Annotated in this window: 22 protein-coding genes; 14 read left to right on the top strand and 8 right to left on the bottom strand. The window is 49.0% G+C overall.

The window, feature by feature from the left end:
* Positions 1–229 precede the first annotated feature (229 nt).
* The 3 genes from BMZ54_RS26985 to BMZ54_RS26975 all read right to left on the bottom strand — a co-directional run bounded on the left by BMZ54_RS26985 (position 230) and on the right by BMZ54_RS26975 (position 2,991).
* Positions 230–649, bottom strand: a complete 420-nt coding sequence (locus BMZ54_RS26985; protein ID WP_089919372.1) for a clan AA aspartic protease — start codon at positions 647–649, stop codon at positions 230–232.
* A 94-nt stretch (positions 650–743) separates the two neighbouring features.
* Positions 744–1,736 (bottom strand): aldo/keto reductase, encoded by a 993-nt coding sequence (locus tag BMZ54_RS26980; protein ID WP_089919370.1) that lies wholly within the window; start codon positions 1,734–1,736, stop codon positions 744–746.
* A 97-nt stretch (positions 1,737–1,833) separates the two neighbouring features.
* On the bottom strand, positions 1,834–2,991 hold the full coding sequence (locus tag BMZ54_RS26975) for a homogentisate 1,2-dioxygenase (RefSeq protein ID WP_089919368.1): 1,158 nt from the start codon (positions 2,989–2,991) through the stop codon (positions 1,834–1,836).
* Positions 2,992–3,604: 613 nt separating this feature from the next.
* On the opposite strand from BMZ54_RS26975, the gene thrA reads away from it, so the two are divergent.
* The 5 genes from thrA (at position 3,605) to rpe (ending at position 10,691) form a co-directional block, all read left to right on the top strand.
* A complete protein-coding gene (gene thrA / locus BMZ54_RS26970; RefSeq protein WP_089919366.1) occupies positions 3,605–6,055 on the top strand; it encodes a bifunctional aspartate kinase/homoserine dehydrogenase I in 2,451 nt (816 codons plus the stop codon).
* A gap of 109 nt (positions 6,056–6,164) precedes the next feature.
* Positions 6,165–7,091, top strand: coding sequence for a homoserine kinase (locus BMZ54_RS26965; RefSeq protein ID WP_089919364.1), 927 nt, complete (start codon positions 6,165–6,167; stop codon positions 7,089–7,091).
* A gap of 118 nt (positions 7,092–7,209) precedes the next feature.
* The gene (gene thrC, locus BMZ54_RS26960) at positions 7,210–8,517 is read left to right on the top strand and encodes a threonine synthase (RefSeq protein WP_089919363.1); all 1,308 of its coding nucleotides are present in this window, start codon (positions 7,210–7,212) and stop codon (positions 8,515–8,517) included.
* A 161-nt stretch (positions 8,518–8,678) separates the two neighbouring features.
* The gene (locus tag BMZ54_RS26955) at positions 8,679–9,788 is read left to right on the top strand and encodes a tetratricopeptide repeat protein (RefSeq protein WP_089919361.1); all 1,110 of its coding nucleotides are present in this window, start codon (positions 8,679–8,681) and stop codon (positions 9,786–9,788) included.
* A gap of 243 nt (positions 9,789–10,031) precedes the next feature.
* Positions 10,032–10,691, top strand: a complete 660-nt coding sequence (gene rpe, locus BMZ54_RS26950; protein ID WP_089919359.1) for a ribulose-phosphate 3-epimerase — start codon at positions 10,032–10,034, stop codon at positions 10,689–10,691.
* Positions 10,692–10,703: 12 nt separating this feature from the next.
* Here the strand turns inward: rpe and BMZ54_RS26945 are convergent, their stop codons facing one another.
* Positions 10,704–11,096, bottom strand: coding sequence for a response regulator (locus tag BMZ54_RS26945; protein ID WP_089919357.1), 393 nt, complete (start codon positions 11,094–11,096; stop codon positions 10,704–10,706).
* A 351-nt stretch (positions 11,097–11,447) separates the two neighbouring features.
* Here BMZ54_RS26945 and purE point away from each other — a divergent pair, with 351 nt between their 5' ends.
* The 4 genes from purE (at position 11,448) to BMZ54_RS26925 (ending at position 14,637) form a co-directional block, all read left to right on the top strand.
* The gene (gene purE, locus BMZ54_RS26940; protein ID WP_089919355.1) at positions 11,448–11,903 is read left to right on the top strand and encodes a 5-(carboxyamino)imidazole ribonucleotide mutase; all 456 of its coding nucleotides are present in this window, start codon (positions 11,448–11,450) and stop codon (positions 11,901–11,903) included.
* Positions 11,904–11,983: 80 nt separating this feature from the next.
* The gene (locus BMZ54_RS26935) at positions 11,984–12,982 is read left to right on the top strand and encodes a PhoH family protein (RefSeq protein ID WP_089919353.1); all 999 of its coding nucleotides are present in this window, start codon (positions 11,984–11,986) and stop codon (positions 12,980–12,982) included.
* A gap of 333 nt (positions 12,983–13,315) precedes the next feature.
* Positions 13,316–13,780 carry a DUF4878 domain-containing protein gene (locus tag BMZ54_RS26930; RefSeq protein ID WP_089919351.1) on the top strand — a complete coding sequence of 155 codons (465 nt, stop codon included), beginning with the start codon at positions 13,316–13,318 and terminating at the stop codon, positions 13,778–13,780.
* Between the two features lie 317 nt (positions 13,781–14,097).
* Entirely contained in the window at positions 14,098–14,637 is a 540-nt protein-coding gene (locus BMZ54_RS26925; RefSeq protein WP_089919349.1) for an inorganic diphosphatase, read from the top strand.
* Between the two features lie 129 nt (positions 14,638–14,766).
* Here BMZ54_RS26925 and BMZ54_RS26920 read toward each other — a convergent pair whose 3' ends face one another.
* Positions 14,767–15,549: a C40 family peptidase gene (locus tag BMZ54_RS26920; RefSeq protein ID WP_089919345.1), complete on the bottom strand. Its 783-nt coding sequence runs from the start codon at positions 15,547–15,549 to the stop codon at positions 14,767–14,769.
* Positions 15,550–15,654: 105 nt separating this feature from the next.
* Here BMZ54_RS26920 and BMZ54_RS26915 point away from each other — a divergent pair, with 105 nt between their 5' ends.
* The 4 genes from BMZ54_RS26915 (at position 15,655) to BMZ54_RS26900 (ending at position 18,409) form a co-directional block, all read left to right on the top strand.
* Positions 15,655–16,215: a sigma-70 RNA polymerase sigma factor region 4 domain-containing protein gene (locus BMZ54_RS26915; protein ID WP_089919343.1), complete on the top strand. Its 561-nt coding sequence runs from the start codon at positions 15,655–15,657 to the stop codon at positions 16,213–16,215.
* A gap of 3 nt (positions 16,216–16,218) precedes the next feature.
* Entirely contained in the window at positions 16,219–17,319 is a 1,101-nt protein-coding gene (locus tag BMZ54_RS26910; protein WP_143081152.1) for a zf-HC2 domain-containing protein, read from the top strand.
* Positions 17,320–17,462: 143 nt separating this feature from the next.
* Entirely contained in the window at positions 17,463–18,032 is a 570-nt protein-coding gene (locus BMZ54_RS26905; RefSeq protein WP_089919340.1) for an RNA polymerase sigma factor, read from the top strand.
* Positions 18,033–18,043: 11 nt separating this feature from the next.
* Positions 18,044–18,409: a zf-HC2 domain-containing protein gene (locus BMZ54_RS26900; RefSeq protein WP_162277680.1), complete on the top strand. Its 366-nt coding sequence runs from the start codon at positions 18,044–18,046 to the stop codon at positions 18,407–18,409.
* A gap of 8 nt (positions 18,410–18,417) precedes the next feature.
* Here BMZ54_RS26900 and BMZ54_RS26895 read toward each other — a convergent pair whose 3' ends face one another.
* Complete coding sequence (locus tag BMZ54_RS26895) at positions 18,418–18,897, bottom strand: nucleoside deaminase (RefSeq protein WP_089919337.1); 480 nt, start codon at positions 18,895–18,897, stop codon at positions 18,418–18,420.
* A gap of 100 nt (positions 18,898–18,997) precedes the next feature.
* A complete protein-coding gene (gene clpB, locus BMZ54_RS26890) occupies positions 18,998–21,613 on the bottom strand; it encodes an ATP-dependent chaperone ClpB (protein WP_089919335.1) in 2,616 nt (871 codons plus the stop codon).
* A gap of 420 nt (positions 21,614–22,033) precedes the next feature.
* Here clpB and BMZ54_RS26885 point away from each other — a divergent pair, with 420 nt between their 5' ends.
* The gene (locus tag BMZ54_RS26885; RefSeq protein WP_089919333.1) at positions 22,034–23,320 is read left to right on the top strand and encodes an OmpA family protein; all 1,287 of its coding nucleotides are present in this window, start codon (positions 22,034–22,036) and stop codon (positions 23,318–23,320) included.
* 180 nt (positions 23,321–23,500) lie between these two features.
* Here the strand turns inward: BMZ54_RS26885 and BMZ54_RS26880 are convergent, their stop codons facing one another.
* On the bottom strand, positions 23,501–25,420 hold the full coding sequence (locus BMZ54_RS26880) for a DUF3857 domain-containing transglutaminase family protein (RefSeq protein WP_162277679.1): 1,920 nt from the start codon (positions 25,418–25,420) through the stop codon (positions 23,501–23,503).

Raw genomic sequence — 25,420 nt, 5'->3', positions numbered from 1 at the left:
TTATGAATGCGGGTGTATGAAAACGCCTGCAGGCATGCAATACCGTTGGAGTAATAGCTCAGAAAAAAATAAATGATAAGGGAAATACTACCCAAAGGCAGCTGCTGCCGGCTATTAAGCCGTTAACGAATCCATGGCCAGGGTGGCCATTAAAAAGTAGTATGTATGCAGGTTGTGCATGAGATTGTTGCTACTGCAAGTATACGAAAGTATTTGGGAACTAAGGGGATTATTTCATTTTCATTTGGGCAAAATAAGGATGGTCGGGGTTCACGATCAGTTCCTGCCGTTGCGGGTGTATCAGTACATCCATGTCCTCCAGCGGAATAGCACCAAGCAGAGGCTCTGAATCACCGGGTAATACCATTGCCCTGCAGGTGGTTTGCCGGTTCTTAAAACGGATCTCTACAGGAGCCACTACATCATACTCAACAATATGGCCGTTAGCTAACTGCGCTTTTCTTTTTTCTACAACCGGCAATTGTAACTGCTCCTGTATATTTTCATTAATGGCCAGCATATAAGAACCCGTATCCACCAGAGCACTGATCCACATGCGTTTCACCTCGTCCTTGTCCATATAACCACGACGAGCTAATTCCAGGTCTCCACCGTTGATTAATTCTATATCTGCGTAAACTAATCCCATAATTACAAATATAATGATTTATAAAATTGATCCTATAACACAAAAACGCCCGGAAAGTTCATCACTCCCCGGGCGCTCAATCCCTTTTTCCCTCCTACACCAGCTGCAGCTTATACAACCGCTCATTAATATAATCTATCTCCTCAGCGCTCAGCTTCACATTAATTGCTTTCGCATTCTGTATGGCCTGGTTCGCATCACGCGCACCTACCAGCGCTACTGTAATGCCCGGCCTTTCAATGGTCCAGCGGATCACTAATTGTGCCACCGTAGCACTTTTGCTTTCTGCCATAGGCCGCAGCTCATCCAGGAAAGCATTAATGCGGGTAATATTTTCCGGCTGATAAAAGCGGTTGCCTTCACGGGTATCTCCTTCATTAAAAGAGTGCCCCGGTTTTATTTTACCAGTAAGAATGCCTCTCTGCAGTGGGCTGTAAGCCAGTATGCCGATCTTGTTCTCTATACAATAAGGCACCAGCTCTTTTTCAATGCCTCTTTCCACCATGCTGAAAGGCACCTGGTTAGAGGCCAGCTTTACCACGCTATTGGCCGCTTTAGTTTGTTCAACATTATAGTTACAAACGCCTGCTTCGCGGATCTTACCCTGCTCTTTCAGGCGTAATACTGCTTCATAGGTTTCTTCAATGGGCGTAGTAACATCTGCCCAGTGAATTTGCAGCAGGTCAATATAATCGGTGCCTAAGCGCTTCAGGCTGTCCTCACATTCCTGGATCACGCTTTCCTTGCCGGCATATTTGTAAATGTCAATGTCCTTACCACTGTTATCCTTGCTTTTAAAAGCCAGCGTTCCTTTGTCCAGGTCCCAGCGCATACCGAACTTGGTCAGGATCTGCAGCTGATCACGCTTTTGGCCTTTAATGGCTTCACCTACGATCTCTTCACTCAATCCCTGCCCGTAAATAGGCGCCGTATCTATGGAGGTTACCCCGTGATCAATAGATACCCGGATCGCTTCCAGCGCATCCTTACGCTCTGCGCCACCCCACATCCAGCCGCCAATAGCCCATGCGCCAAAGGTAATGGCAGACACTTTTAAATTACTCTCTCCTAGTTGCCTGTATTCCATATGATGATTGATTTAGAGGGTATCAAAGATAAAATAAATCACCAGCGGGGCAGCTATTTTTTTGGGCGCCTGTACCTATTTTATTGGATAGTAACCCCTACTCCGACCAGCTCATCACATACTGCTTATCTTCAATAGCCAGCGCTTCTTCCGTGATCTGTAAGGGATGGAAAGTATCCACCATCACGGCCAGCTCTTTTGTTTCCTTTGCGCCAATACTTTTTTCCACGGCACCGGGGTGCGGCCCATGTGGGATACCACCGGGGTGCAGCGTGATCATGCCGCGGGTTACATGTTTGCGGCTCATAAAATCCCCATCCACATAATACAGCAGCTCGTCACTGTCAATATTGCTATGGTTGTAAGGAGCAGGAATAGCCTGGGGGTGATAATCAAACAAGCGCGGGCAAAAAGAGCATACCACAAAGTTGCTGCCCTCAAAGGTCTGGTGCACCGGCGGCGGCTGGTGTACGCGTCCTGTAATAGGTTCAAAATCATGAATAGAAAAGGCAAACGGGTATTCACAGCCATCCCAGCCTACCACATCAAAGGGGTGATGGGCATAGTGAATAGGATACATCATCCCCTTCTTTTTAATACGGATCAGGAAATCTCCTGCTTCGTCAATGGTTTGCAGGTGCTGCGGCTGGCGGATGTCCCTTTCGCAGAACGGCGCATGCTCCATCAATTGTCCATATTGGCTCAAATACCGTTTCGGAAAACGGATAGGACTAAACGATTCTACAATGAACAGCCGGTTATTGGCATCTGAAAAAGCCACCTGGTAAATGGTGCCCCGCGGTATCACCAGGTAATCGCCATAGCTGAAAGGCAGCTGCCCGTACTGGGTATGCAAAATGCCGGAGCCTTCATGCACAAAGATCAGCTCATCCGCATCCGCATTTTTATAAAAATAATCCTGCATGCTTTGCTGCGGCGCAGCCAGCACTATCTGGCAATCACTGTTCACCAGCACGGCCTTGCGGCTGGCCAGGAAATCGGGGACAGGCTTAATGTTAAACCCCTGGAAGCTGCGGTGTTTCAGCATTTTTTCCTCCGCAATACGTGGCGCCGCGGAATAAGGCTCATCCACCTTTATGATCTCCGTAGGCGGGTGACAGTGATACAGCAGCGAATAATGGGAAGAAAAACCTTCCGTAGAAAAAAGCTGCTCTGAGTACAAAGTACCGTCAGGTTTACGGAATTGAGTATGACGTTTATGCGGGATCTGTCCCAGCTGATGATATTGAGGCATGGTTGTTTTTTTTGAAAAATGAAGCAGGAAGTTAGAAGCAGGATCTCGGGTACAAGATGTACGAAGTCATACATCTTACCGCTGGTTTCATTTCACCGAATCCATGGCCAGGGTGGCCAGCAGGAAATAGTATTTCCACCTGCGCTTGTCTATATAATACGTGAAATTCCGGAAGTAAGGCATAATAGCACCTTTATATATCCAAATATAGCCTATTGGTTTAAATCAGCAAAGCTGCTGCTGTATAACAGCACCTGCTGCACATCTGCTCAACAAAGATGTGTGCAAAGCTCTTATATTTAGTATTTATTCGTATTAACCCAATTTTATTTAAATTATTTCAAAAATTTGACAATTGAGTTGTTTTTTAAGCATAAAACCAAGACTTTTGTTACCAGAAAGTAAATTTTCTATAATAGTGCTACCAATATCCACATACTTCACTACCGCTGCACGCTCCTTCTCCGGGGCTGGCATCAGCACTATTACAACATCCACCATTACAACCCCTGTGCGGGGTTAATATAAACATATCGTCTCACGACCACTCCGGTGGTAGGTCCCGCGAAAGGGAACCACACTTTTTCTACGCATTCACTAATTTAAGTTTCACATGCAGGTATTAAAATTCGGCGGTACATCCATGGGTAGTACCAGGGCCATAGAGCAGGTTTGTAACATTATCCTACACCAGAAACCCCAGGGCCGCTTTGCCATCGTAGCCTCTGCCATGGGCGGCATTACAGATAAGCTGATCCGCTGCGGACAGCTGGCCGCCAAAGGCCAGGAGCAATACAAAACCGTGTTACAGGAAATTGAAACCTTACACCTGGATACCATCCGTACCCTGTTTCCCATTACCGCGCAAAGCAGCCTGATTAGCCAGGTGAAGAAAAAGCTGAATGTGCTGGAAACCCTGTGTGATGGTATTTTCCAGGTAGAAGAGCTGAGCAAACGCTCCCTCGATAAAATTATGAGCTTTGGCGAGCTGGTATCTTCGTATATGCTTGCCGAAAAGCTGAAACAGCTGGGCGCCACCGCTGTATGGAAAGACAGCCGGGAGCTGATTGTTACCGACGCATTCTTTGGCAGCGCCCGGGTAAATTTCCTGGCTACCAACCACCAGATCGCAGAATACTTCCAGGAAGAAAAGGCCGATTATGTAGTGATACCCGGTTTTGTAGCCGCCAGTTCTGATGGGGAAACCACTACCCTGGGCCGCGGCGGCTCCGACTATACCGCCGCTATTGTAGCTGCAGCCGTAAATGCCAAGGTGCTGGATATATGGACGGATGTTAGCGGTATGATGACCGCCGATCCCCGCCTGGTATCACAGGCCATTCCCATTCCGCATATCAGCTACGAGGAAGCCATGGAGCTGTCGCACTTTGGGGCCAAGGTTATTTACCCCCCTACCATACAGCCGGTAATGACCAAACGCATTCCCATCTGGATCAAAAATACCTTTGCACCGGAAGATCATGGCACCCTTATTCATGTGCACGACGGCCATAACCGTAGCTATCCTGTAACCGGCATTTCCGGCATCCAGAACATTGCATTACTCACCCTGGAAGGCAGCGGCATGATCGGCATACCCGGTTTCTCCCGCCGCCTGTTTGATTCCCTGTTACAGGAACGCATCAACGTGATCCTTATCACCCAAAGCTCGTCGGAACACTCTATAACCGTAGGCATACACGAAGCAGATATGCTGAAGGCCAAAACCACGGTAGACAGTGAGTTTGCACAGGAGATCCAGGAAAAGCAGATAGAGCCGCTTATTGTGGAAAGGGACCTTTGCATAGTAGCCGTAGTAGGCGATAAAATGAAGAACCACCACGGCACCAGCGGCAAGCTGTTTGGCGCTTTAGGCCGTAATGGGGTGAATGTGCGGGCCATAGCACAGGGCTCCACGGAAAAAAATATTTCTGCCGTTATAAACCGCCCGGATATTAAAAAAGCGCTGAACGTAATTCATGAAGCCTTTTTTGAAACCCCGCTGAAACAGGTGAACGTATTCATAGCCGGCGTAGGCAACGTAGGCGGTAAGCTGCTGGAACAGCTGGATCAGCAGCATGCCTACCTGCAAAAAGAGCTGGGCCTGCAAATAAGAGTAGCCGGTATTGCCAACAGTAAAAAAATGTTGTTCGGGCATGAAGCCATTAATATTCAAAAATGGCGCGAGCTGCTGAATGAGCAGGGCGAAGCCACCGATATATGGACCTTTGTACAAAAAATAAAATCGCTGAACCTGCGGAACAGTGTATTTGTTGATAATACCGCCAGCGGCGATGTGGCGGCCGTGTACGGCGAGTTCCTGCAGCATGGCATTTCCGTGGTAACCTGTAATAAGATCGCCTGCGCATCAGACTATGCCTATTACAAACAGCTGAAAGAGCTGGCCCGCCAATACAATGCATCGTTCCTGTTTGAGACCAATGTAGGCGCAGGCCTGCCGGTGATCAATACTCTGAACGACCTGATACGCAGTGGCGATAAGGTGAACAGCATAGAAGCCGTATTATCCGGCAGCCTGAATTTTGTGTTCAATAACTTTGTGAAGGATGCCTCTTTCCGCGAAGTGGTAAAAGCTGCGCAGGATGAGGGTTATACAGAACCGGACCCGCGTATAGACCTGAGTGGTACCGATGTAATGCGCAAGATCCTGATACTGGCCCGCGAAAGCGGCGCCGTAATGGAGCTGGATGATATTACCAACCATTCCTTTTTACCCGTAGAAGCGCTGGAAGCGCCCTCTGTACCGGACTTCTATGAGCAGCTGGATGTGCATGCCGGCCATTTCCTGGCGCTGCGCCAGCAGGCCGATGCCGAAGGCAAACGCCTGAAGTTTGTGGCCAGCTACAAGAATGGGCAGGCCGCTGTAGGCTTGCAGGCCATAGGCCCTGACCACCCGTTCTACCAGCTGGAAGGCAAGGATAATATTGTGCTGTATACCACCAACCGTTACTCTCAGCAGCCGCTCATCGTAAAAGGCGCCGGTGCGGGCGCAGATGTAACGGCATCGGGGATATTTGCGGATATTATACGTACAGCGCGGTAAATGCTGAATGCATAAAGCTGAAAGCTGAAAGCATAAAGCATAAAGCCTTATTATCCGCTGCATTAGCGTTCAGCATTCAGCCTAATTAAATAATTCGTAATTATAAACCATGGATTCAATAAAAGTATTCGCTCCCGGAACCGTCGCCAATGTAGCCTGTGGCTTTGATGTGGTAGGGTTGGCAATGGATGCGCCGGGTGATGAAATGATCATTCGCAGAAGTGAGCAGCCGGGCGTACAGATCAAAGCAGTGCACGGCGCCAGGCTTTCTACCGATGCTGCGCAGAACGTGGCCGGAGTAGCCTTACAGGCCCTGTTGCAGAAATACGATAACCCGGATGTTGGCTTTGAAGTAGAAATATTCAAGAACATACAACCGGGCAGCGGCATAGGTTCCAGCGCCGCCAGCTCTGCCGGCGCCGTAGTAGGCGCTAACCATTTATTAGGTCAGCCCTTTACGCCTAAACAGCTGGTACGTTTTGCCATGGAAGGCGAGCGCCTGGCCAGCGGCGCAGCGCATGCGGATAACGTAGCACCTGCCATCATGGGCGGTTTTACACTGGTAAGAAGCTACAAACCATTGGACATTACCAGCCTGCACACACCTGCCGACCTATGGGTAACAGTGATCCATCCGCAGATAGAAGTAAAAACTTCCGACGCCCGCGAAATATTGAAACAAAAAGTATTGATGACAGACGCCATCCGCCAGTGGGGCAATGTAGGCGCGCTGGTAGCAGGCTTATACCAGGAGAACTATGGCCTTATCAGCCGCTCACTGGAAGATGTGATCGTAGAACCGGTGCGCGCTATCCTGATCCCCGCCTTTTATGAGCTGAAGCTGAAGTGTAAGGAAACCGGCGCTTTAGGCGGCGGTATCTCCGGCTCCGGCCCTTCTGTGTTTATGCTTAGTAAAGGGGAAACCATCGCCCGCCAGGTAGCCGCTACTATGGACAGCGTGTATGCCCCGCTGGGTGTGGATTACAAAGTACACGTTTCTCCTATCAATAAGGAAGGCGTAAAAGTGATTAGCTAAAACATTTTAGATTTTAGATTTACGATCTTAGATTTTATGACCATATGCACCCCGGCGTAAAATCATAGATCGCTGCATTAAATCTAAAATCGTAAATCTAAAATCGTAAATAAGAACGATGTTATATTTCAGTTTACAGAACAACCAGCACCGGGTATCCTTCGAACAGGCAGTTGTACAGGGCCTGGCGCCGGATAAAGGTTTATACTTCCCGGATCATATTCCGGCACTGGAAAAAGACCTGGTAGATTTCCTGGATAACTACGATGATCTTGATATTGCCTACCGGGCCATTCATCCCTTTATAGGAGATGAAATACCGATGGCTAAGCTGCAGCAGATCATTCACGATACGCTCAATTTCCCCTTTCCGCTGCATCCCGTGCAAAAGGATATTTATACGCTGGAGCTGTTTCATGGCCCTACCCTTGCATTTAAAGATGTAGGCGCCCGTTTTATGGCCGGCTGCTTAGGATACTTCCGCCGTAATGACGCCCGCCCGGTAACGGTGCTGGTAGCCACTTCCGGCGATACCGGCGGCGCAGTGGCCTATGGTTTTCATCATGTACCCGGTGTACGCGTGGTGATCTTATACCCCAGCGGTAAAGTAAGCACCCTGCAGGAAAAACAGCTCACCACCCTTAACGGCAATATTACCGCCCTGGAAATACAAGGCACGTTTGACGATTGCCAGCGTATGGTAAAAACTGCCTTCCTGGACCAGGAGCTGCAGCTGCATAGCCTGCTCACATCCGCTAACTCTATTAACGTAGCCCGCTGGCTGCCGCAAATGTTCTACTATCTGCTGGCCGCCAAACAGGTGAAGGTGATGGGCGCTGATCCCAACATCGTGTTCTCTGTACCCAGCGGCAACTTTGGCAATATCTGCGCAGGTGTTATGGCAGCGGCCATGGGCCTTTCTGTAAAACATTTTGTGGCCAGCACCAATGTGAATGATACGGTGCCCCGCTTTATGCTCAATGGCCAGTACGATCCCCGCCCTGCCACGCCTACCCTTTCCAATGCAATGGATGTGGCAGATCCCAGCAATTTCGTACGCATCTTACAGTTATTCGCCAACAGCCTGCCCGACTTGCAGCAAAAAATGTCGTCTTACAGCTATACGGATCAGCAAACAGTAGCCGCTATGGAACAGGTATGGAAAGAGCAGCATTATATGCTGGACCCTCACGGCGCCGTAGGCTACCTGGGCCTGCAGCAATACCTGCAGCACAATCCCGGCAAGGCTACCGGCATTTTCCTGGAAACGGCCCACCCGGTTAAGTTTGCAGATACTGCTCCTAAAGACCTGCAAAAGGCCATTACAATTCCGGAGCGCGTGCAAAACCTGTACAAGCTGCAAAAACAGGCCGTTCTGCTGCCGGCGGAATATGACGCGCTGAAAGAGTGGATGATGCAGCACTGATCAATGTTTACATAGTATTTTTCCAATAAAGGAGCCCCTTGCGGCTCCTTATTTTTTGCCCTTTTTACCACATCAACCCTACATTAAGTCCACATCAAGTCCACGTCATGTCCACAATGTATTGGTGTACTATTGCGTTATAATTGCACAAAAACCTTACTATGACTATCCTTCAGCCCTGTTCCAACCCGGCTACTGTCTATGAAACTAGCTACTACAGGCGCTTTGCAAAGATTGTTAGTATTTATGCGCCGCATGCTTATTTTCGTGCCATGAAATATTTGCCGCTCCTGTTATTTGTCCTATGCCTGGCCTGTAACAATACCGCCACTCCTGGTAAACAGTCCGCAAAGGATTCTGTATTATACACGCCGCTTATACTGCCTTTAACGGATTCTATTCTCCAGTTCCCGGATAATGCCGCCCTGTACTTCCGCCGGGCCCTGCTCCTGTTCAATACCGATCCTGCACTGGCCCAGGCTGATTTTGAAAAAGCGGCCGCCCTGCAGCCTACGGTAACCGATCATTGGGCCGGCGCCGGCGAAGCTGCCCTGGTAACAGAACATTACAAGGAAGCCGGCGCTTATTTTGAAAAAGCCTTACAAACCGCACCCACCAACAGTTACCTGCAATACCGCCTGGCTATGGCCTGGATAGAGATCAAACAATACAATCGTGCTGATAGCCTGGCCGCCCGTATGGAAAAAACCACAGACGGTTATGCCCAGGCTTTTTACCTGAAAGCCCGCATTGCAGAAGATCACCAGGATACCGCGCAGGCCATCACTCACCTGAAAGCAGCAGTGGCCAAAGCCGGCGCCCAAAGCGAGTTTGAAGCCGTAATGGAGCTGGCCGACCTGCTACGGGCCCGCCATAATGCAGAAGCGGTGAAATATTATGAGATAGCTTTCCGGCAGGATCCTACCAATGCAGATCCGCTCTACGATATGGCACAGTATTACCAGGAACAGGGCAAACAAAAGGAAGCCACGTTCACGTATAAACGCTGTATAGAGGCCGACCCCGGTTATGCGGCTGCTTATATAGCCCTGGGTAAACAGGAGCTGCAGCAACAGCAATGGAAGCCCGCCCTGAATTATTTTACCCTGGCGGCCAAAGCCCAGCCTACAGATGCAGAAGCCTATTACTATCGTGGCATGTGTTATGAGCAGCTGGGCAACAAAACCGCCGCCCGGGATGATTACAGCAAAGCGCTTACCTTCCGCAAAAGCTACCCGGAAGCAAAGACAGCGCTGGAGAGAGTGAAGTAATTGTCGATTACGAATTATTCAATTACGCTCCCGCCCGAGCAATGCATAGCCTGCCCCGCCCAGCGGGGAATACCATTGAAAGTAATTATGATATGAGTAATTACGAATGAAATGCAGCGGAGATTATGGATTGCTTAATCATTTTTATAACTATAATTGCAATAGATATTGGTTGAAAACGATGTGTACAACATTTCAAACCTTCGCTTCGATCACAATTCGTAATTGAACAATTCGTAATTCATGGATAAGAACACAATCGTCGCTCCTTCCCTGCTGGCGGCTAATTTCCTGGAAATAGGCAAAGAGGTAGAAATGGTGAACCGCAGCGAGGCCGGCTGGCTGCACCTGGATGTAATGGACGGGCAGTTTGTGCCGAACATCAGCTTTGGCATTCCCGTTATTACAGCAGTAAAAAAGCTGGCAAAAAAGGTGTGCGATGTGCACCTGATGATAGAACATCCCGAACAATATGCCGAAGCCTTTAAAAAGGCCGGCGCAGATATATTAACGGTTCATGCAGAAGCCTGTGTGCACCTGCACCGTAATATCCAGCAAATAAAATCCCTGGGCATGAAAGCAGGTGTGGCCCTGAATCCGCATACACCGGTACAGATCCTGGAAAACGTGATCAGTGATATTGATGTAGTGCTGGTAATGAGCGTGAACCCCGGATTTGGCGGCCAGTCCTTTATACCGCAAACCCTGCCTAAGCTGCGGCAGCTAAAGGCTTTGATCCAGCAACATCAGTCTCAGGCGCTCATTGAGGTAGATGGCGGCATCACCGTGGCCAATGCAGCTGAAATAGTGGCTGCCGGCGCCGATGTGCTGGTGGCAGGCAATACCGTCTTCTCTGCCCCTGATCCTGAAGCGGTGATCAGACAGCTGAGAAATGCAAAATGATGTACAGATTCCCTACAGTCCCAGCTGCAGGATCGTGTCCCTGGACAATGGCTTGGTAAGATAGCCTTTCACAAAAGAATAGGTTCCTACCCGTTCGCGGTCATTCTCGTCAATGGAGGAGGTTAGCACATAGATCTGGATCTTCCTGCTTAACGTGTTGGCTAAAGTGGAATAGGCATCCAGGAACTCCCAGCCATCCATTACCGGCATGTTAAGGTCCAGTAATATTACATCCGGTAATGCGCTGTCATCTCCCTGGTGTCCCGCCAGGTAATCCAGCACCTCCTGAGCATCAGAGAACGCCTGCATGGAGTTACTGATCCCCTGCCTGTCTATCATGATCTGTGTAATTTGCTGATGAATAGGATCGTCATCAACAATAAAAATCAAATTGAGCCGGTTCATAGATGGGGATTATTCAGGTTTATAGCTTTAAATGTAAGAATAATATTTGGTCCTGAACCTTATAGACCGTTTTGCTGCAACAAGTTATGAAAGGCTGCCACCGGAACTACGTTTATACTTACCATGCAGCAGGCCTATTATTGCTTACCTCATAAACACAGCGGCTCAAACATGCTATAGCCCTGGCCCTTTAGCTGCTATCTCACAAGCGCACCGCATCATTAACACCCGGTTGTAAAACGCAGCAGCAAGCCCCGCCATACCTCCGGTCTATAACTTTTCCACGATTGTGGATTTCCTTTTTCGACAATTCTTAAAGGAGTAATATCTTTGGGCACAAAACGAAGAAAGATGAAAGTAATGATTATCATGGGATCGGAAAGTGATAAGCCCGTTATGCAGGAATCGCTGAACCACCTGGCGTATTTTAATATTGAAGGCGAGATGATAGTAGCCTCCGCGCACCGCAACCCTGACAAAGTACGTGATCTGTGTATCAATGCGCAGAAGAACGGGTTTGGCGTGATCATTGCCGCGGCTGGTATGGCAGCTGCATTACCCGGCGTAGTATCTGCTTATACTTCATTACCCGTGCTGGGCGTACCCTTGGAAGGTGGCTTATCCGGCGGCGTAGACGCTTTGTACTCCATTGTACAGATGCCGGCAGGTTTACCGGTTGGTACCCTGGCAGTTGGTAAAGCAGGCGCCCGCAATGCAGCCATCCTGGCCGCCCGTATACTGGCATTAGGCAATCCGGCCATTGCAGAGCGCGTAGAAGCGTTTAAACAAAATGGCTACCGGATTTAGTAATTGCTTAACAATTCTGCCAGCGGGTTTGACCGAAAAAAAATTATATTACAGCTTATTAGCTAAAATCAAACTAGATTTTGACAGAATCAATTATCAACTTAGATAGCATTAACCCTATCGAGTTTTTCGGTGTCAACAACGGAAAGCTGGACCTGCTCAAAAAGAAATTCCCGCTGCTAAAAATACTTTCCAGGGGTACGCAGCTTAAATTATCCGGCGCACCTGAAGAGGTAGCTACTGCCAAGGATAAGATAGGCCAGATCGTAAAGTACCTGGAACGTAATGGTAACCTCTCGGAAGGATATTTTGAACAGATCCTGGGGGAAGAGGAAAAGGTAGATAATTTCACAGACCGCAACCCGAACGATGTGCTGGTATTTGGTCCAAATGGCCGCACCGTAAGGGCTAAAACAGCCAACCAGCAAAAAATGGTAGGCCTGGCAGAAAAGAATGATATTGTATTTGCCATAGGCCCTGCCGGTACAGGTAAAACCTATACTGCCGTAGCCCTGGCCGTACGCGCCTTAAAGAACAAGGCCGTACGCAAGATCATCCTGACCCGCCCTGCGGTGGAAGCCGGCGAAAGCCTGGGCTTTTTACCCGGTGACCTGAAGGAAAAGATAGACCCATACCTGCGCCCGCTGTACGATGCGCTGGATGATATGATCCCCGCCGACAAGCTAAGCTATTTTATGACCAACCGCGTGATAGAAATAGCGCCGCTGGCGTATATGCGTGGCCGTACGCTGGACAACTCCTTTATAATCCTGGATGAAGCGCAGAACGCAACCGACCTGCAGCTTAAAATGTTCCTGACCCGTATAGGCGCCTCCGCCAAAGCTATTATCACCGGCGATCTTACGCAGATCGACCTTCCCAAGAACCAGAAATCCGGGCTGGAAAAAGCCACCCGTATCCTCCGGCATATTGACGGCATAGGTTATCTGCAGCTCGACGAGGAAGATGTAGTAAGGCACCGCCTGGTAAAAGCCATTATCAGGGCTTATGAAGGCGCCAAGGAGGAAGAGGAGCAACGCAGCGGCGAGCCAAGGCCGATCATAGAGCGCCGGCATTAGTTGAGTTGCGCGCCAGGCGCGCAATGTCCACAGTCCATGGTCCATAGTCCATTGCATAGAGCGCAATGCTGTATGTTCGCAGAAGGCATACTTGCCTTTCCACGTAATACCTAAATACGCAGTAGGCTATGGACCATCGGCCGTGGTCCGTGGACTGTGCGCGGAACGCGCACAATTAACACTTCCTTAACAGCGTTTATAGTAAGTTCAACGCCTGAATAACGGGGACGCCTGCGTATGGTTTGCAGTTGATACGTGTGAACGTATAGCTTTCTTTGTAGATTTAGACTTTCCCCCTATTTTTGCCAATGTTATTTTTAATTTAGCAACTGCATGACCAAATTTTTGCGAATTCTTACCCTGCTGTTAATAACAGGATACTTGCTGAGCGGTTGTAAAAAACGGGCTTCACCACAGGAGGTGGCGCTTGAATTTATGCATGCCATCCAGGAATCCAACTTTGAACAAGCCAGGGATTACGCCACCAAAGAGTCGCAACAGGTAATTCAGCTCTACTCCTTCTTTGACGCCCGCCGCAATGAAACAGAGCGCGAAAAGATCAAAAATGCCCGCATAGAGGTGATCGACAGCAAGGAAAACGGCGATAAAGCCACCGTTACCGTGCTTAACTCCTCCTCCAAACAAAAGGAAATGTTACAGCTCATCAAAGAGCATGGCCAGTGGAAGATCTCCCTCACCTTTGAGAGCATTATCCCGAACTACATACCGCCTGCTACCTTTGATTCCAGCAACATTATGCAGCCCGATACCCTGATGCCTCCTGTACCGGTAAAGTAATTTCCATCCACAGGCCGCCCTGCTACCTGATCAATGGCCACCAGCCATAGTATAACAATACCCGTTATCAGTCACTTACGCTATTTTAGCCCGGAATTTGGAATATGGGATCCGACGCTTTATTTTTGCGGCGCGTAAACCGTGCGGCCTTAAGGCACTGCCCCATCCATTACAGTTCACCTTTCAGAGCCGGTTAACAGTGAAAATGAGCATATGCCTGTGCATGGTGCTATAACGCGGCATTAGCGTTCAGCATTAAGCATTCAGCTTTAAGCATTTATTTTAGAGTAGTAACCATAAAAAGCAAGCAGATTATTATGACAACGAATCCATGGCACAGCGTTAATCCCGGGGCCGAAGCACCGCATATTGTAAATGCGATCATTGAAATACCTAAAGGCTGCCGCGCTAAATACGAGCTGGATAAGGAAAGCGGGCTGCTAAAGCTGGACAGGGTACTGTATTCATCTGTATACTACCCCGCCAATTACGGCTTTATACCCCGCACCTATTGCGATGACCATGATCCGCTGGATATCCTGATCCTTTCCCAGGTAGATGTAGTGCCCCTGTGTATTATGGATGCCAGGGTAATAGGCGTAATGCAGATGATTGACAGCGGCGAGGCCGATGACAAGATTATTGCCGTTGCAGCCAATGATATGAGCGTAAACCATATCAACGATATTACAGAACTGCCGCCCCACTTCATTGCTGAAATGCGTCATTTCTTTGAAGAATACAAAAAGCTGGAAAACAAGACTGTAAAGGTGGAAGAGTTCCAGAACAAACAGGTAGCTGAAAAGATCATTAACGAAAGCATTGTTGCTTACGAGAAAATGTTCACGAATAGATAGTATCAGACCATGGTCGATGGTCCATAGTCCATGGCCTTTATCAGGGTAAGAAGCAGTACGAGATCAGGCAGGAGAATGCTGCGTTACCCCGTACAACCTTTTCAAACGTTAAATGCAATGGACTATCGACTATTGACCATGGACCCTTTTAATTATCCTCAGCTTATGCGTACGCAAGCCGCTTTCAGCATGGATAATGCCCTGGTTGTCGATCGGATCTATACGTACTTTCCCGGATGAATGAATGATCTCATGATCATTCAGCAGAATGCCTACATGGGTGATACGGCCCTCTGCATTGTCAAAGAAAGCCAGGTCGCCGGTGCGCGCTTCCTGCAGAAAATCTACCGTAGTACCTTGTGTGGCCTGCTGATAGGCATCGCGTTGCAGGGGTATGTTTAACAGCTTGAAAACGGACTGGGTAAAACCGGAACAGTCAATCCCAAATACGGAACGGCCGCCCCATAAATAACCGCTGTTCAGATACCGGGATGCTATGCGCATAATGTTTTCCGGCTGCGGCTGACCTTCCTGCTGAATAGGTTGGATTTCCTCAAACTGTACCTCTGCCTTTCCCCAAACTGTTCGTTTGCTATTACCAGCAGGCGCTTTCAGCAAACAGCCGTAAGGAATGTACATGGGCCAGCCGTTGAGGGTTACCGGCGTTACCCAGTGAGGAGCATAATGAGTGTAGGGGGCATCAAACAGTTGCTGATCAATCGTTTCAAAATGAGTGGAAGTGCTCCAGCCTTCGTACCCGTCGTACTGGTTTTTCACTTTTACCCATCCGTCGGCACCGGTTTCCAATAAGGTTACACATTCTCCCCAGAGACCCTGGGATACCATTTCACTTTTATGGGCTGGCTCTGCCCGCAGAGGTGTTACCGGTACTACAATAATGGCGTGTGGCATATTAATTGTATTAATACTATGTTCGTATCTTTAAAGTGTGACGAGAATAGTACAAAAATAAATGAACCATTTTGGCATTCATACGTAAATATATAGAATAACACAATGTACCAGCAATTAAGCAACTTATCCGACAGAGAATTGATTTCCCGGGCCCGCAAATTAAAGGACCGGGAAGCCGAAGGCGTATTGCTGGAAAGATATAGCCATCTGATGGTAGCTGTTTGTTTACCTTACCTGAAGAAAAACCCCGGCACAGGCGCCCAAACCGTTTTCCCCCAACTGCTGCAGCGCCTCAGCAACGGCCTTAAGGTCCAGTCTATTCAAAAGGCCAATGAATGGGTACATCAAACCATTAAAACGTACTTTGCCCAACCTGAAAAGCAAGTCCCCTACTACCCATCCAGGGAATCGAGAGACCGGCTACACACAGAGAACAGAGTGGAAAAAGCCGCTAACAATACAATAGAGAAACAGGCGTTGATAGCCCAGGTAAAAACGGCAATAGCCAAACTGGGCAACGATGACCGTTACTTAATGGAACAATTTTACCTGGAAAATAAAACCTTTGCCGACCTGGCTGCTCAAAAAGGGACAACCGTTGATAAGATCCGTAACCAACTGAAGAAAGCTAAGAGCAGACTAGCCACGCAATTGACGAATTAGCCCATGCCAAATAACATCCATAACGAAAACGAAAAGTTGTTGAAGATCTTTGCAGGTATCCGTTGCCTGAATAAAGACCAGCTGCCACGCTACCTGGAAGGCCGCCTCACCGATGTGGAAAAACACCTGGTAGAGCAGCACCTGGTAGACTGCGATTTATGCGCAGAAGCCTTGCTGGCCCTGCAACAGGAAGGCCTGATGGAACAATATCCCAGCCTTTCCACCGGCATTCAGCAATACATACGCGATAGTATTAAACCCGTATCACAGGTACATAAAATGGAGCATTACGCCCGTAAGGTAAAACAGCGGGAAAGTATGCTCATTTATTTCTGGCTGGCAGCCTTTGTAGTAGGTGGCGGCGCCCTGCTGTTCGGCATCAGCCAATATAGTGGCCGTAAACCTGCTGCAGCACGTACAGCCGTACCCGTAGTAGCGGCAAGTGTAGCCAGCCCGGCCCCGGCACCTGCCGCCGTACCGGTGGATAGTACACAGCTGCAGTTATCGCACAAGCCTCCTGCACTAGCCGCCGCCACTAACCCGGGCACACCGCCCCCGGTAGTACCTGCCGTGAAAAAGGATACTGTAAAAGCAGCCCCTGTGGTTAAAAAACCGGTAGTGGACAGCGCCGCTAAAAAGCCGCCCGTTGCAGCACCCAAACCACCGGATAGTTCAAAGAAGGCGGCAGATAAACCAAAGGATAACCCTGAAACCGCCGCTAAGCCTGCTGCCAAAGACACCCCCGCAGCACAGATCGCAAAGAATAAAGAAAAAGAGAACGAGAAAAAAACTGATAACGATAACAAACCCAAAACAGGCGCCAACGCCGCACCGGCCACTTCCGGTAAAGTAGATACAGACGAGTACCTGTATAAAGCTGCTATGGTATACCAGCAGCATGGCGACCTCGATGAAGCCATCTCCCGCTACAAACATCTTTCCGGTACCAGCAACAGCCGTGTTAGCGAAATGGCCCGTTACCAGATGGCCGTATGTTACCGCAGCAAAGGCCAGATGGGCAAAGCCAAGCGTATGTTCAAGGAAGTAGTACGCATGGACGGCACCATGAAGCAGGCCGCACAGCAGGCACTGGACAATATGTAATGTGCTGATGTGCAAATGACTGATCATTTGCGCCAATCCCCGCATTACACCTGCGTATTTGCGCATTGCATACCGCACAGCTGCTTCATTTATGGAAACTTTCGTGCTATGCATCATATAGATGAAGCATCTATCTTTACCCTGTGATTAATAACCTGCTACCAACGGACGAAGAATTGCTACAACGCTACAAAGCAGATGGTAACAGCACCCATATAGGCCAGCTGTTTGACCGTTATGCCCTGTTGCTGCTGGGTATGTGCATGAAGTACCTGAAGAACGAAGAAGATGCCCGCGACAGCGTGCAGCAGGTGTTCCTGAAAGTGTTATCTGATGTGAACCGTCATGAGATCCAGTACTTCCGCGCCTGGATATACCAGGTAGCCAAAAACCACTGCCTGATGCAGCTGCGTAAAAAATATACACGCCACCAGGAAGAGATCATGGAAAAACATATGCCCGGCACCGCGGCGCTGGAAGATACCAGCACGTTCAGAGAAAAAGACCAGCTGCTGGAAAATATGGAGCATGCCCTGGAACAGCTGAATACGGAACAACGCACCTGTGTACGGCTTTTCTACCTGGACAAGCTATCGTACCAGCAGATCAGCGGACAAACAGGTTATACCCTGCTGCAGGTAAAAAGTTATATCCAGAACGGGAAACGGAACCTGAAACAATTAATAGAAAAACAACCCAGCCATAAACGTTAATATTGCATACTGTGAAAGAGGATCTAAATGACATATTTGTAGTAACCGGGCAATGTCCTGCACAACAGCAGCTGCTGAACTATGTGCAGGGTAAGCTAAGTGCAGCCGAGCAGCACGAAGTGGAAAAACATGTAGCGGATTGTGAGCTTTGCAGCGATGCGCTGGAAGGGCTGGCTGCCATTCCCCAGAAAGAGCGTTTACCCGTAATGGTGAGGCAGATGAAGTGGCAGCTGCTGCGTAAGCTGCGTAAGAAAAACCACCGCAGAAGAGCAGCGGATTATCCGGTGGATTATTATATTCAGCTTGTACTGATCGTAATGGCTGTTCTATTTCTGGTGCTGGCAGCTTTCTGGATGATGCACTTTATGTTGAAATAATGTATACATCAATATAACGTTTTATCCCCCTTCGCCTTCCAATCCTTAAACACCTGTAAAGCAGCGGCATCCGGGAAAGCAATGAACGGTATCTTCTTGCCGCTATGGTGTACTTCTATTTCATGGTAAATAAAGGAATCGTCAAAGTCAATGGCAGCAGCATCTTCCTTGGTATTGGCAAAGTATACTCTTTGCGGACGGGCCCAGTAAATGGCACCCAGGCACATGGGACATGGCTCACAGGAGGTATAGATCTCACAGTCGTGCAGCTGGAAAGTGTTCAGCTGCTTACAGGCATCGCGTATGGCCACTACTTCAGCATGCGCGGTAGGATCGTTGGTTAGCAGCACCTGGTTCCAGCCTTTGCCTATGATCTCCTCCCCTCTTACCACAATAGCGCCAAAGGGGCCTCCGTCACCGGTTTCCATTCCCTTGCGGGATAGCTCCACCGCTATTTGCATAAAACTTCGCTCTCTTTCGCCTATCATAAAATGAGTGTTTATACCAAATGTAAATAAAAAACCCGGGCGAAGAATCGTCCGGGTATTTCCTTGTAACTGTATATCGTTATATTTTGTCAATGCTCGTTTAATGTTGCCCGTTACCGTTGTTCCTGATCACTACTACACCATCAAACACATCTACCAGTACCGGCTTGCTCTTATCAATCTCACCTGATAGGATCTTCTTGCTTAACAGGTTCACAATCTCTTTCTGGATCAGGCGTTTCAGCGGGCGTGCGCCGAACTGCGGATCATAACCCTGTACAGACAGGTAATCCAAAGCGTAATCAGATAAATCAAGTATCATGCCGTTTCTGGCCATCAGCTCTTTCAGCTGCTGCAGCTGTATGGTGATGATACCTTTGATCTCTTCCCGCATCAGCGGCTGGAACATGATCACTTCATCCACCCTGTTCAGGAACTCCGGACGAATGGTTTGTTTCAGCAGGGTCATTACTTCCTCACGGGTAGCATCCACTACTTCTTCACGGTTCTTTTCATTGATCTTCTCAAAATTCTCCTGGATAATGTGGCTACCCATGTTGCTGGTCATAATGATGATGGTGTTCTTAAAGTTCACCACACGGCCCTTGTTGTCTGTTAAACGGCCATCGTCCAGTACCTGTAACAGGATGTTGAAAGTGTCAGGGTGTGCTTTCTCAATTTCGTCCAGCAACACCACGGAGTAAGGTTTACGTCTTACGGCTTCTGTAAGCTGTCCGCCTTCTTCATACCCGACATATCCCGGGGGCGCACCTACTAACCTGCTTACGGCATGTTTCTCCTGGTACTCACTCATATCTATCCGCGTCATCATGCTCTCATCATCAAACAGGTAATCTGCCAGCGCTTTCGCTAACTCCGTTTTACCTACACCGGTAGTACCCAGGAAAATAAAGGAGCCGATCGGCCTTTTAGGATCCTGTAATCCGGCACGGCTTCGGCGGATGGCGTCTGCCACTGCAATAATGGCTTCTTCCTGTCCTACCACCCGTTTGTGTAATTCATCTTCCAGTCTTAACAACTTATCCCGCTCACTCTGCATCATGCGCGTTACCGGTATGCCGGTAGCTTTGGCTACATTTTCGGCTATATCTTCCGCGTCCACTTCCTCTTTCAACAAGCGTTTGTGGTTGTCAGACAATTCATTCAGCTCCGCTGTGTACTTTGCAACCAGCTGCTCCTGTTCTTTTACCTTGCCGTAGCGGATCTCTGCTACTTTACCATATTCACCGTTCCTTTCCGCCTGTTCGGCTTCCTGTTTCAGATCTTCAATTGCAGCTTTCGCATTCTGTATCCTGTCCACTACTTCTTTTTCCTCCTGCCATTTAGCTTTAAAGGTGTTCCTTTCTTCGCTCAGGCGGGCTATTTCGGCATTTAACTCCGACAGCTTTTCTTCATCATTTTCACGTTTAATGGCCTCGCGTTCAATTTCCAGCTGCCGGATCCTTCTCTCCAGTTCATCCAGCTCTTCCGGCATGGAGTTCATTTCAAGCCGCAGCTTGGCTGCGCTTTCATCTATGAGGTCAATGGCCTTGTCTGGTAAAAAGCGGTCGGTAATATAACGTTGTGATAATTCTACTGCCGCAATAATGGCTTCATCCTTTATCCTTACATGGTGATGGCTTTCATAGCGTTCTTTCAGCCCTCTCAGTATAGAGATGGCGTCTTCTGCGCTGGGCTCATCTACCATTACGCGCTGGAAGCGGCGTTCCAGGGCTTTATCTTTTTCAAAATATTTCTGATACTCATTCAGCGTGGTGGCGCCAATGGCCCGCAGCTCGCCGCGCGCCAGGGCAGGCTTTAAGATGTTGGCCGCATCCATAGCGCCTTCCATAGCACCTGCACCGATCAGGGTGTGTATCTCATCTATGAACAGGATGATCTGTCCTTCGCTTTCTGTTACTTCCTTTACTACAGATTTCAGCCTTTCTTCAAACTCACCGCGGTATTTAGCGCCTGCCATCAATGCACCCATATCCAGGGCAAAGATGGTTTTGGAGCGCAGGTTATCCGGCACATCGCCGTTAATGATACGGTGCGCCAGTCCTTCTACGATGGCTGTTTTACCAACACCCGGCTCACCTACCAGTATAGGGTTGTTCTTGGAACGGCGGGAAAGGATGTGGAGCGTTCTCCGGATCTCTTCATCCCGGCCTATTACAGGATCCAGCTTACCGGCGCTGGCAAGCTCATTCAGGTTCTTGGCGTATTTCTGCAGGGAATTGTACTGCGCATCGGCTGTCTGGGAATTAACCGTATTACCTTTACGCAGATCTTTTACAGCGGCCTTCAGGCCCTTTTCCGTTAAACCGGCATCTTTCAGCAATTTGGCAGTATCATCGTTGCCGCCCAGTAATCCAAGCAGCAGGTGTTCTACACTTACAAATTCGTCTTTAAACTCTTTGATGCTGCTGCCGGCGCGCAGTAAGGCACTGTTAGCGTCGCGGCTCAGGGTTTGGGCCGGTTCTGCACCGGATACCCTGGGATATTTCTTCAATTGCTCATCCAGCTTACCGGAGATAAAACCGGTATTTACATCATTTTTCTTGAGTAAATACGCGATGGAGTTATCTTCATCATCTACCAGCGCTTTTAACAAGTGGCCTGTTTCAATGGCCTGCTGCTGGCTGTTAAAGGCCAGCTGCTGCGCATGTTGCAGCGTTTCCTGGGATTTGATGGTAAAATTGTTGAGGTTCATTGTCTTAAATTTTCTCCTTTTGTTATTGAATTTAGTCTGTTGACCATTGGCTCCTTTACAACAAATCACGCTCCAACCCAGTTTACTGGCAATTTTGACATATTTAACACGCTTTCACTGCTCTTTTTTCAGGTTGAGGTGGCTTTAGCTGCTAATATTTCAGGGGGCTACAGGCCCCAGTCCATGGTCCATAGTCGATAGTCCATTGCCTGCTGCGTGATTTAATGTTGTACTTGATACTAAGTGCTTCTGCATTTCAGCGAATATTAAGCAGGAAACAACCTAATCACGAAATATTTTGCTCACGCACAAGGCCATAGACTATGGACCATCGGCCATGGACTGCCGGCCATTCGGCCGGCGACTAAACAAATCGCCCAGCCTGCCTGTTTATGTTATACACCCAAAAAATAGCACCCCATGTCTTTTGACTTACTGACCGCTGTTAAAGGTCTTTTCACCAGCGATGTTATTTCCCAGGCCGCAGCGCGGCTGGGCGAAAGTGAATCCGGCGTACAGAACGCCGTCAGCGGTATTATTCCCGCCTTACTCACCGGCCTTTTATATAAAGCCGGCCCCCAGGGCGATTCCAATGGCGCCCTCAACCTGGCCAAAGAAGCGGCCGGCGCCAATACTACCGGCACCATTATCAGCAGCCTGCAAAACAATGCAGGCGGCTGGGTAGGTAAGGGCACGGAGCTGTTACAGGGTCTTTTCGGCAATAAAGTAGGAGATCTTACCAGCGCCATTGCCGCCTATGCAGGTATCCGGGAATCCTCTGCCGGCACCCTGCTGCACGCGGCCACCCCGGCGGCCCTGGGCGCTGCAGGAGAATATGCTGCCAACCAGCATCTGAGCGGCAGCAGCTTCCTGGCCTTTTTGAACAGCCAGAAAGAGCAGATCCTTTCTGCCGTGCCGCCCGGGTTTAACCTGGCCGGTTTAATAGGCTTAGGCAGCCTTACGGAGTTAAGCCGTAAGCTCTCCAACATGGCAGCCGGCTTTGCCAGCACTCCGGCCGGTAAAACCTCCGAAAGCATGACGCAGACCGCTCAAAAGGCCGCCGGCAGCACCCGTTGGTTATGGTCGCTGTTATTGATATTAATAGCCATTATATTACTCTGGTACCTGGTAAAAGGCTGCGGCGGAGGTAAAACCACCGATACCGTGATCACGGATACTGTAAGCTCCGAAACCATGATGGATACGGCTATGGCACAGGTATCGACCCCGGAAGTAGTAACGCGTGAAAGTATTAAGGTAAGCCTGCCGGATGGTACGGTGCGGGATGCATATAAAGGAGGTATTGAAGATCAGCTGGTAGCCTTCCTGAAAGATGACAGCAAGCAACCCGGTAAGGATGTATGGTTTGACTTTGATAACCTGAATTTTACTACCGGCAGCGCCAACATTAGCCCCGACAGCAAACCGCAGCTGCAGAACATTGCGGATATCCTGCGGGCATTTCCCAAAGCAAAGATCAAAATAGGCGGTTATACGGACCGTTCGGGTGATAGCCTGGGCAACATTAAGCTGTCGCAGGCCCGTGCAGATGCAGTACGTAATGCCCTGTTAAAGCTGCATACAGATGCGGCACAAGTACCCGCTGCTGAAGGATATGGCTCACAGTTTGCCAAAGCACCGGCCACCGCTTCCGATGAAGAAAAAAAACACGACCGGCATATTTCTGTGAGTGTGAGAGAGAAGTGAGTCCATGGTCGATGGTCCATAGTCCATAGCCTACTGCGTATTGATGTTTTATAATTATATGCTGTGTAACCAGGAAGTAGTTCATGCACGCTCAGGGCTGTGGACCGTGGACTGTCCCGCATAACCACGAAGTAATTCGCCCGCGAAGCAGGCAATGGACCATGGACTATGGACCATCGGCTATTCCTTTTTCACCAGCACAATCTTGCCTCTATCCGCCTTATACATGCCTTCATAATACTGTTCCAGCTCAGGGAAAGTGCTGGCCGGGAAAGTGCCGGCATTACCCTGCACGGTACGTATATACGTAATTGTGCTATCCTTTACCAATGCTACTGATGCATAGGTACCGAACCGGCTTTTTAACAGCGTGGGTTTAGGCAATGCTTCTACAGTGTAGCCCCCAGGAATGGTAAGCAACACCGTATCCACATCCGTATAGGCAAATACCCGCTGAATATCGGAACGGCGCTGCTCCTCCGTATTAATGCGTAAAGAACTTTTATTCAGGACATTGGGCTCAATGAACATCCGCTTGCCGCTGATGGCAACATAGTTACGGGCTGTTATATCCAGCTGCTCTTCAATGGCCGGCAATGTATCATGTTGTTCCAGGCAGTTATAACGGTTTACATCATAGCTGGGCAGGGACAGTGCCGTACGGATCCATTCCATTAATTTTTCACGGGAGGATTCATGCAACCTTTGCAGCAGATCGTCCTGCTGCATACCGGTGCTGATAGTACGCACCTTTGCCTGTACGTTGCCTTCCGGTGTAATATGCGCTTCCAGCCGCCGCAGCTGCTGGTTTTGCAGGGGACCATATGCCGGTGTGTGTATCAGCTTTCCCCCATTCTCTGTAATGATCAATACCGGGCGGTCAGCTGTAAAACCGCTTAAATAACCGGCAGGTAAATAGGCACTTGTACATTCCAGCCAGGTAGTATCCTTACCACGCGGCACACAGGCGATCATGTGATTAAACTGATTGCTGGGAAAATCACTTTCAAAAGCAATTTGTCCTTCACCGGCGTGCACCAGTGTACAATAGGCTGTAATGCCCGCCTCTTTTAACAAAGCGCACATGTAGTTGGAAAGCGCCTTACAATCGCCATAACCTTTATTGGCTACATATTCCGCATCAAAGGTTTGCCAGCCGCCTATACCCAGCTGTATGCCTACATAACGGGTATGCTGCTGTAAGTATTGATACAGTACCCGTATCTTCTCTGAAGGATCGCTTACGCCGTCTGCCAGCTGATGCACCGTTTGTTTGACTGCTGCGGGCAGCACATCCCGGTCCTTATTCAGCACATACGTAAACCTGCCGTATTCTTCCCAGCTGTTCATACTGCCTTTGTAGGCGCCCATTTCAAAACCGCTGGGCGCCAGCAGCACAGCTGTGGTACGCCGGCGCCAGGCCGGGGCCATTATTTCGTCAGGCCTTGCCTTGATCTGTTTTGCCTCCCAGGTATAAGTACGTATATCCTTTTCTGTAGTTACCTGCGGGGCGCCTTCATATAATACCTGCCGGTACCGTAATTGGTATGCCAGCGGTACACTTACCAGCAGGTGGCTTTGCTCTACCGCCATGTCCCTGGCATCCTGCGGTACCCAGTCCGGAAAAAAAGCCGTACAGTTATAATCAACCGTTACTTCATATTCTACCGTGTAAGGGTATACGCTGTAATAAAAGGAATGACGTTTTAAGCGATCGTCTGTAACCATTGAAGAACCGTCCAGATATGCCTCGTCTGTAACATCACTTTGCTTCAGTTTTTTAATGGCTTTACCACTGGCATCATATAACACCCCGTGAATGGAGCGGATGGTTCTGAGCTTATCATACCATTCCACCATGCGTGCATATTTTGCCCCGGATTCATCCAGCACAGTGATCACGTAATGATTAATCAGCCGCGCCTCACCGGTACCGGTTAACTTAAACTGCACCTCTTCCCAGCGCTTTACCGCATGAGCGCCTGCTTTCAGCTCTGCAGGAATAGTAGCAGCCGGGTATTCCGGGTCGCCTGCTTTTGCTATGGCAGTGGTTAACAGGAAAAGGCAGCAGCAGGAAAAGGATAACAATAATGTACGCAT

Origin of the sequence: Chitinophaga rupis, from assembly GCF_900109685.1 — a bacterium.
GTDB classification, from domain to species: domain Bacteria; phylum Bacteroidota; class Bacteroidia; order Chitinophagales; family Chitinophagaceae; genus Chitinophaga; species Chitinophaga rupis.
This window is presented reverse-complemented; position numbering and strand designations above follow the sequence as displayed.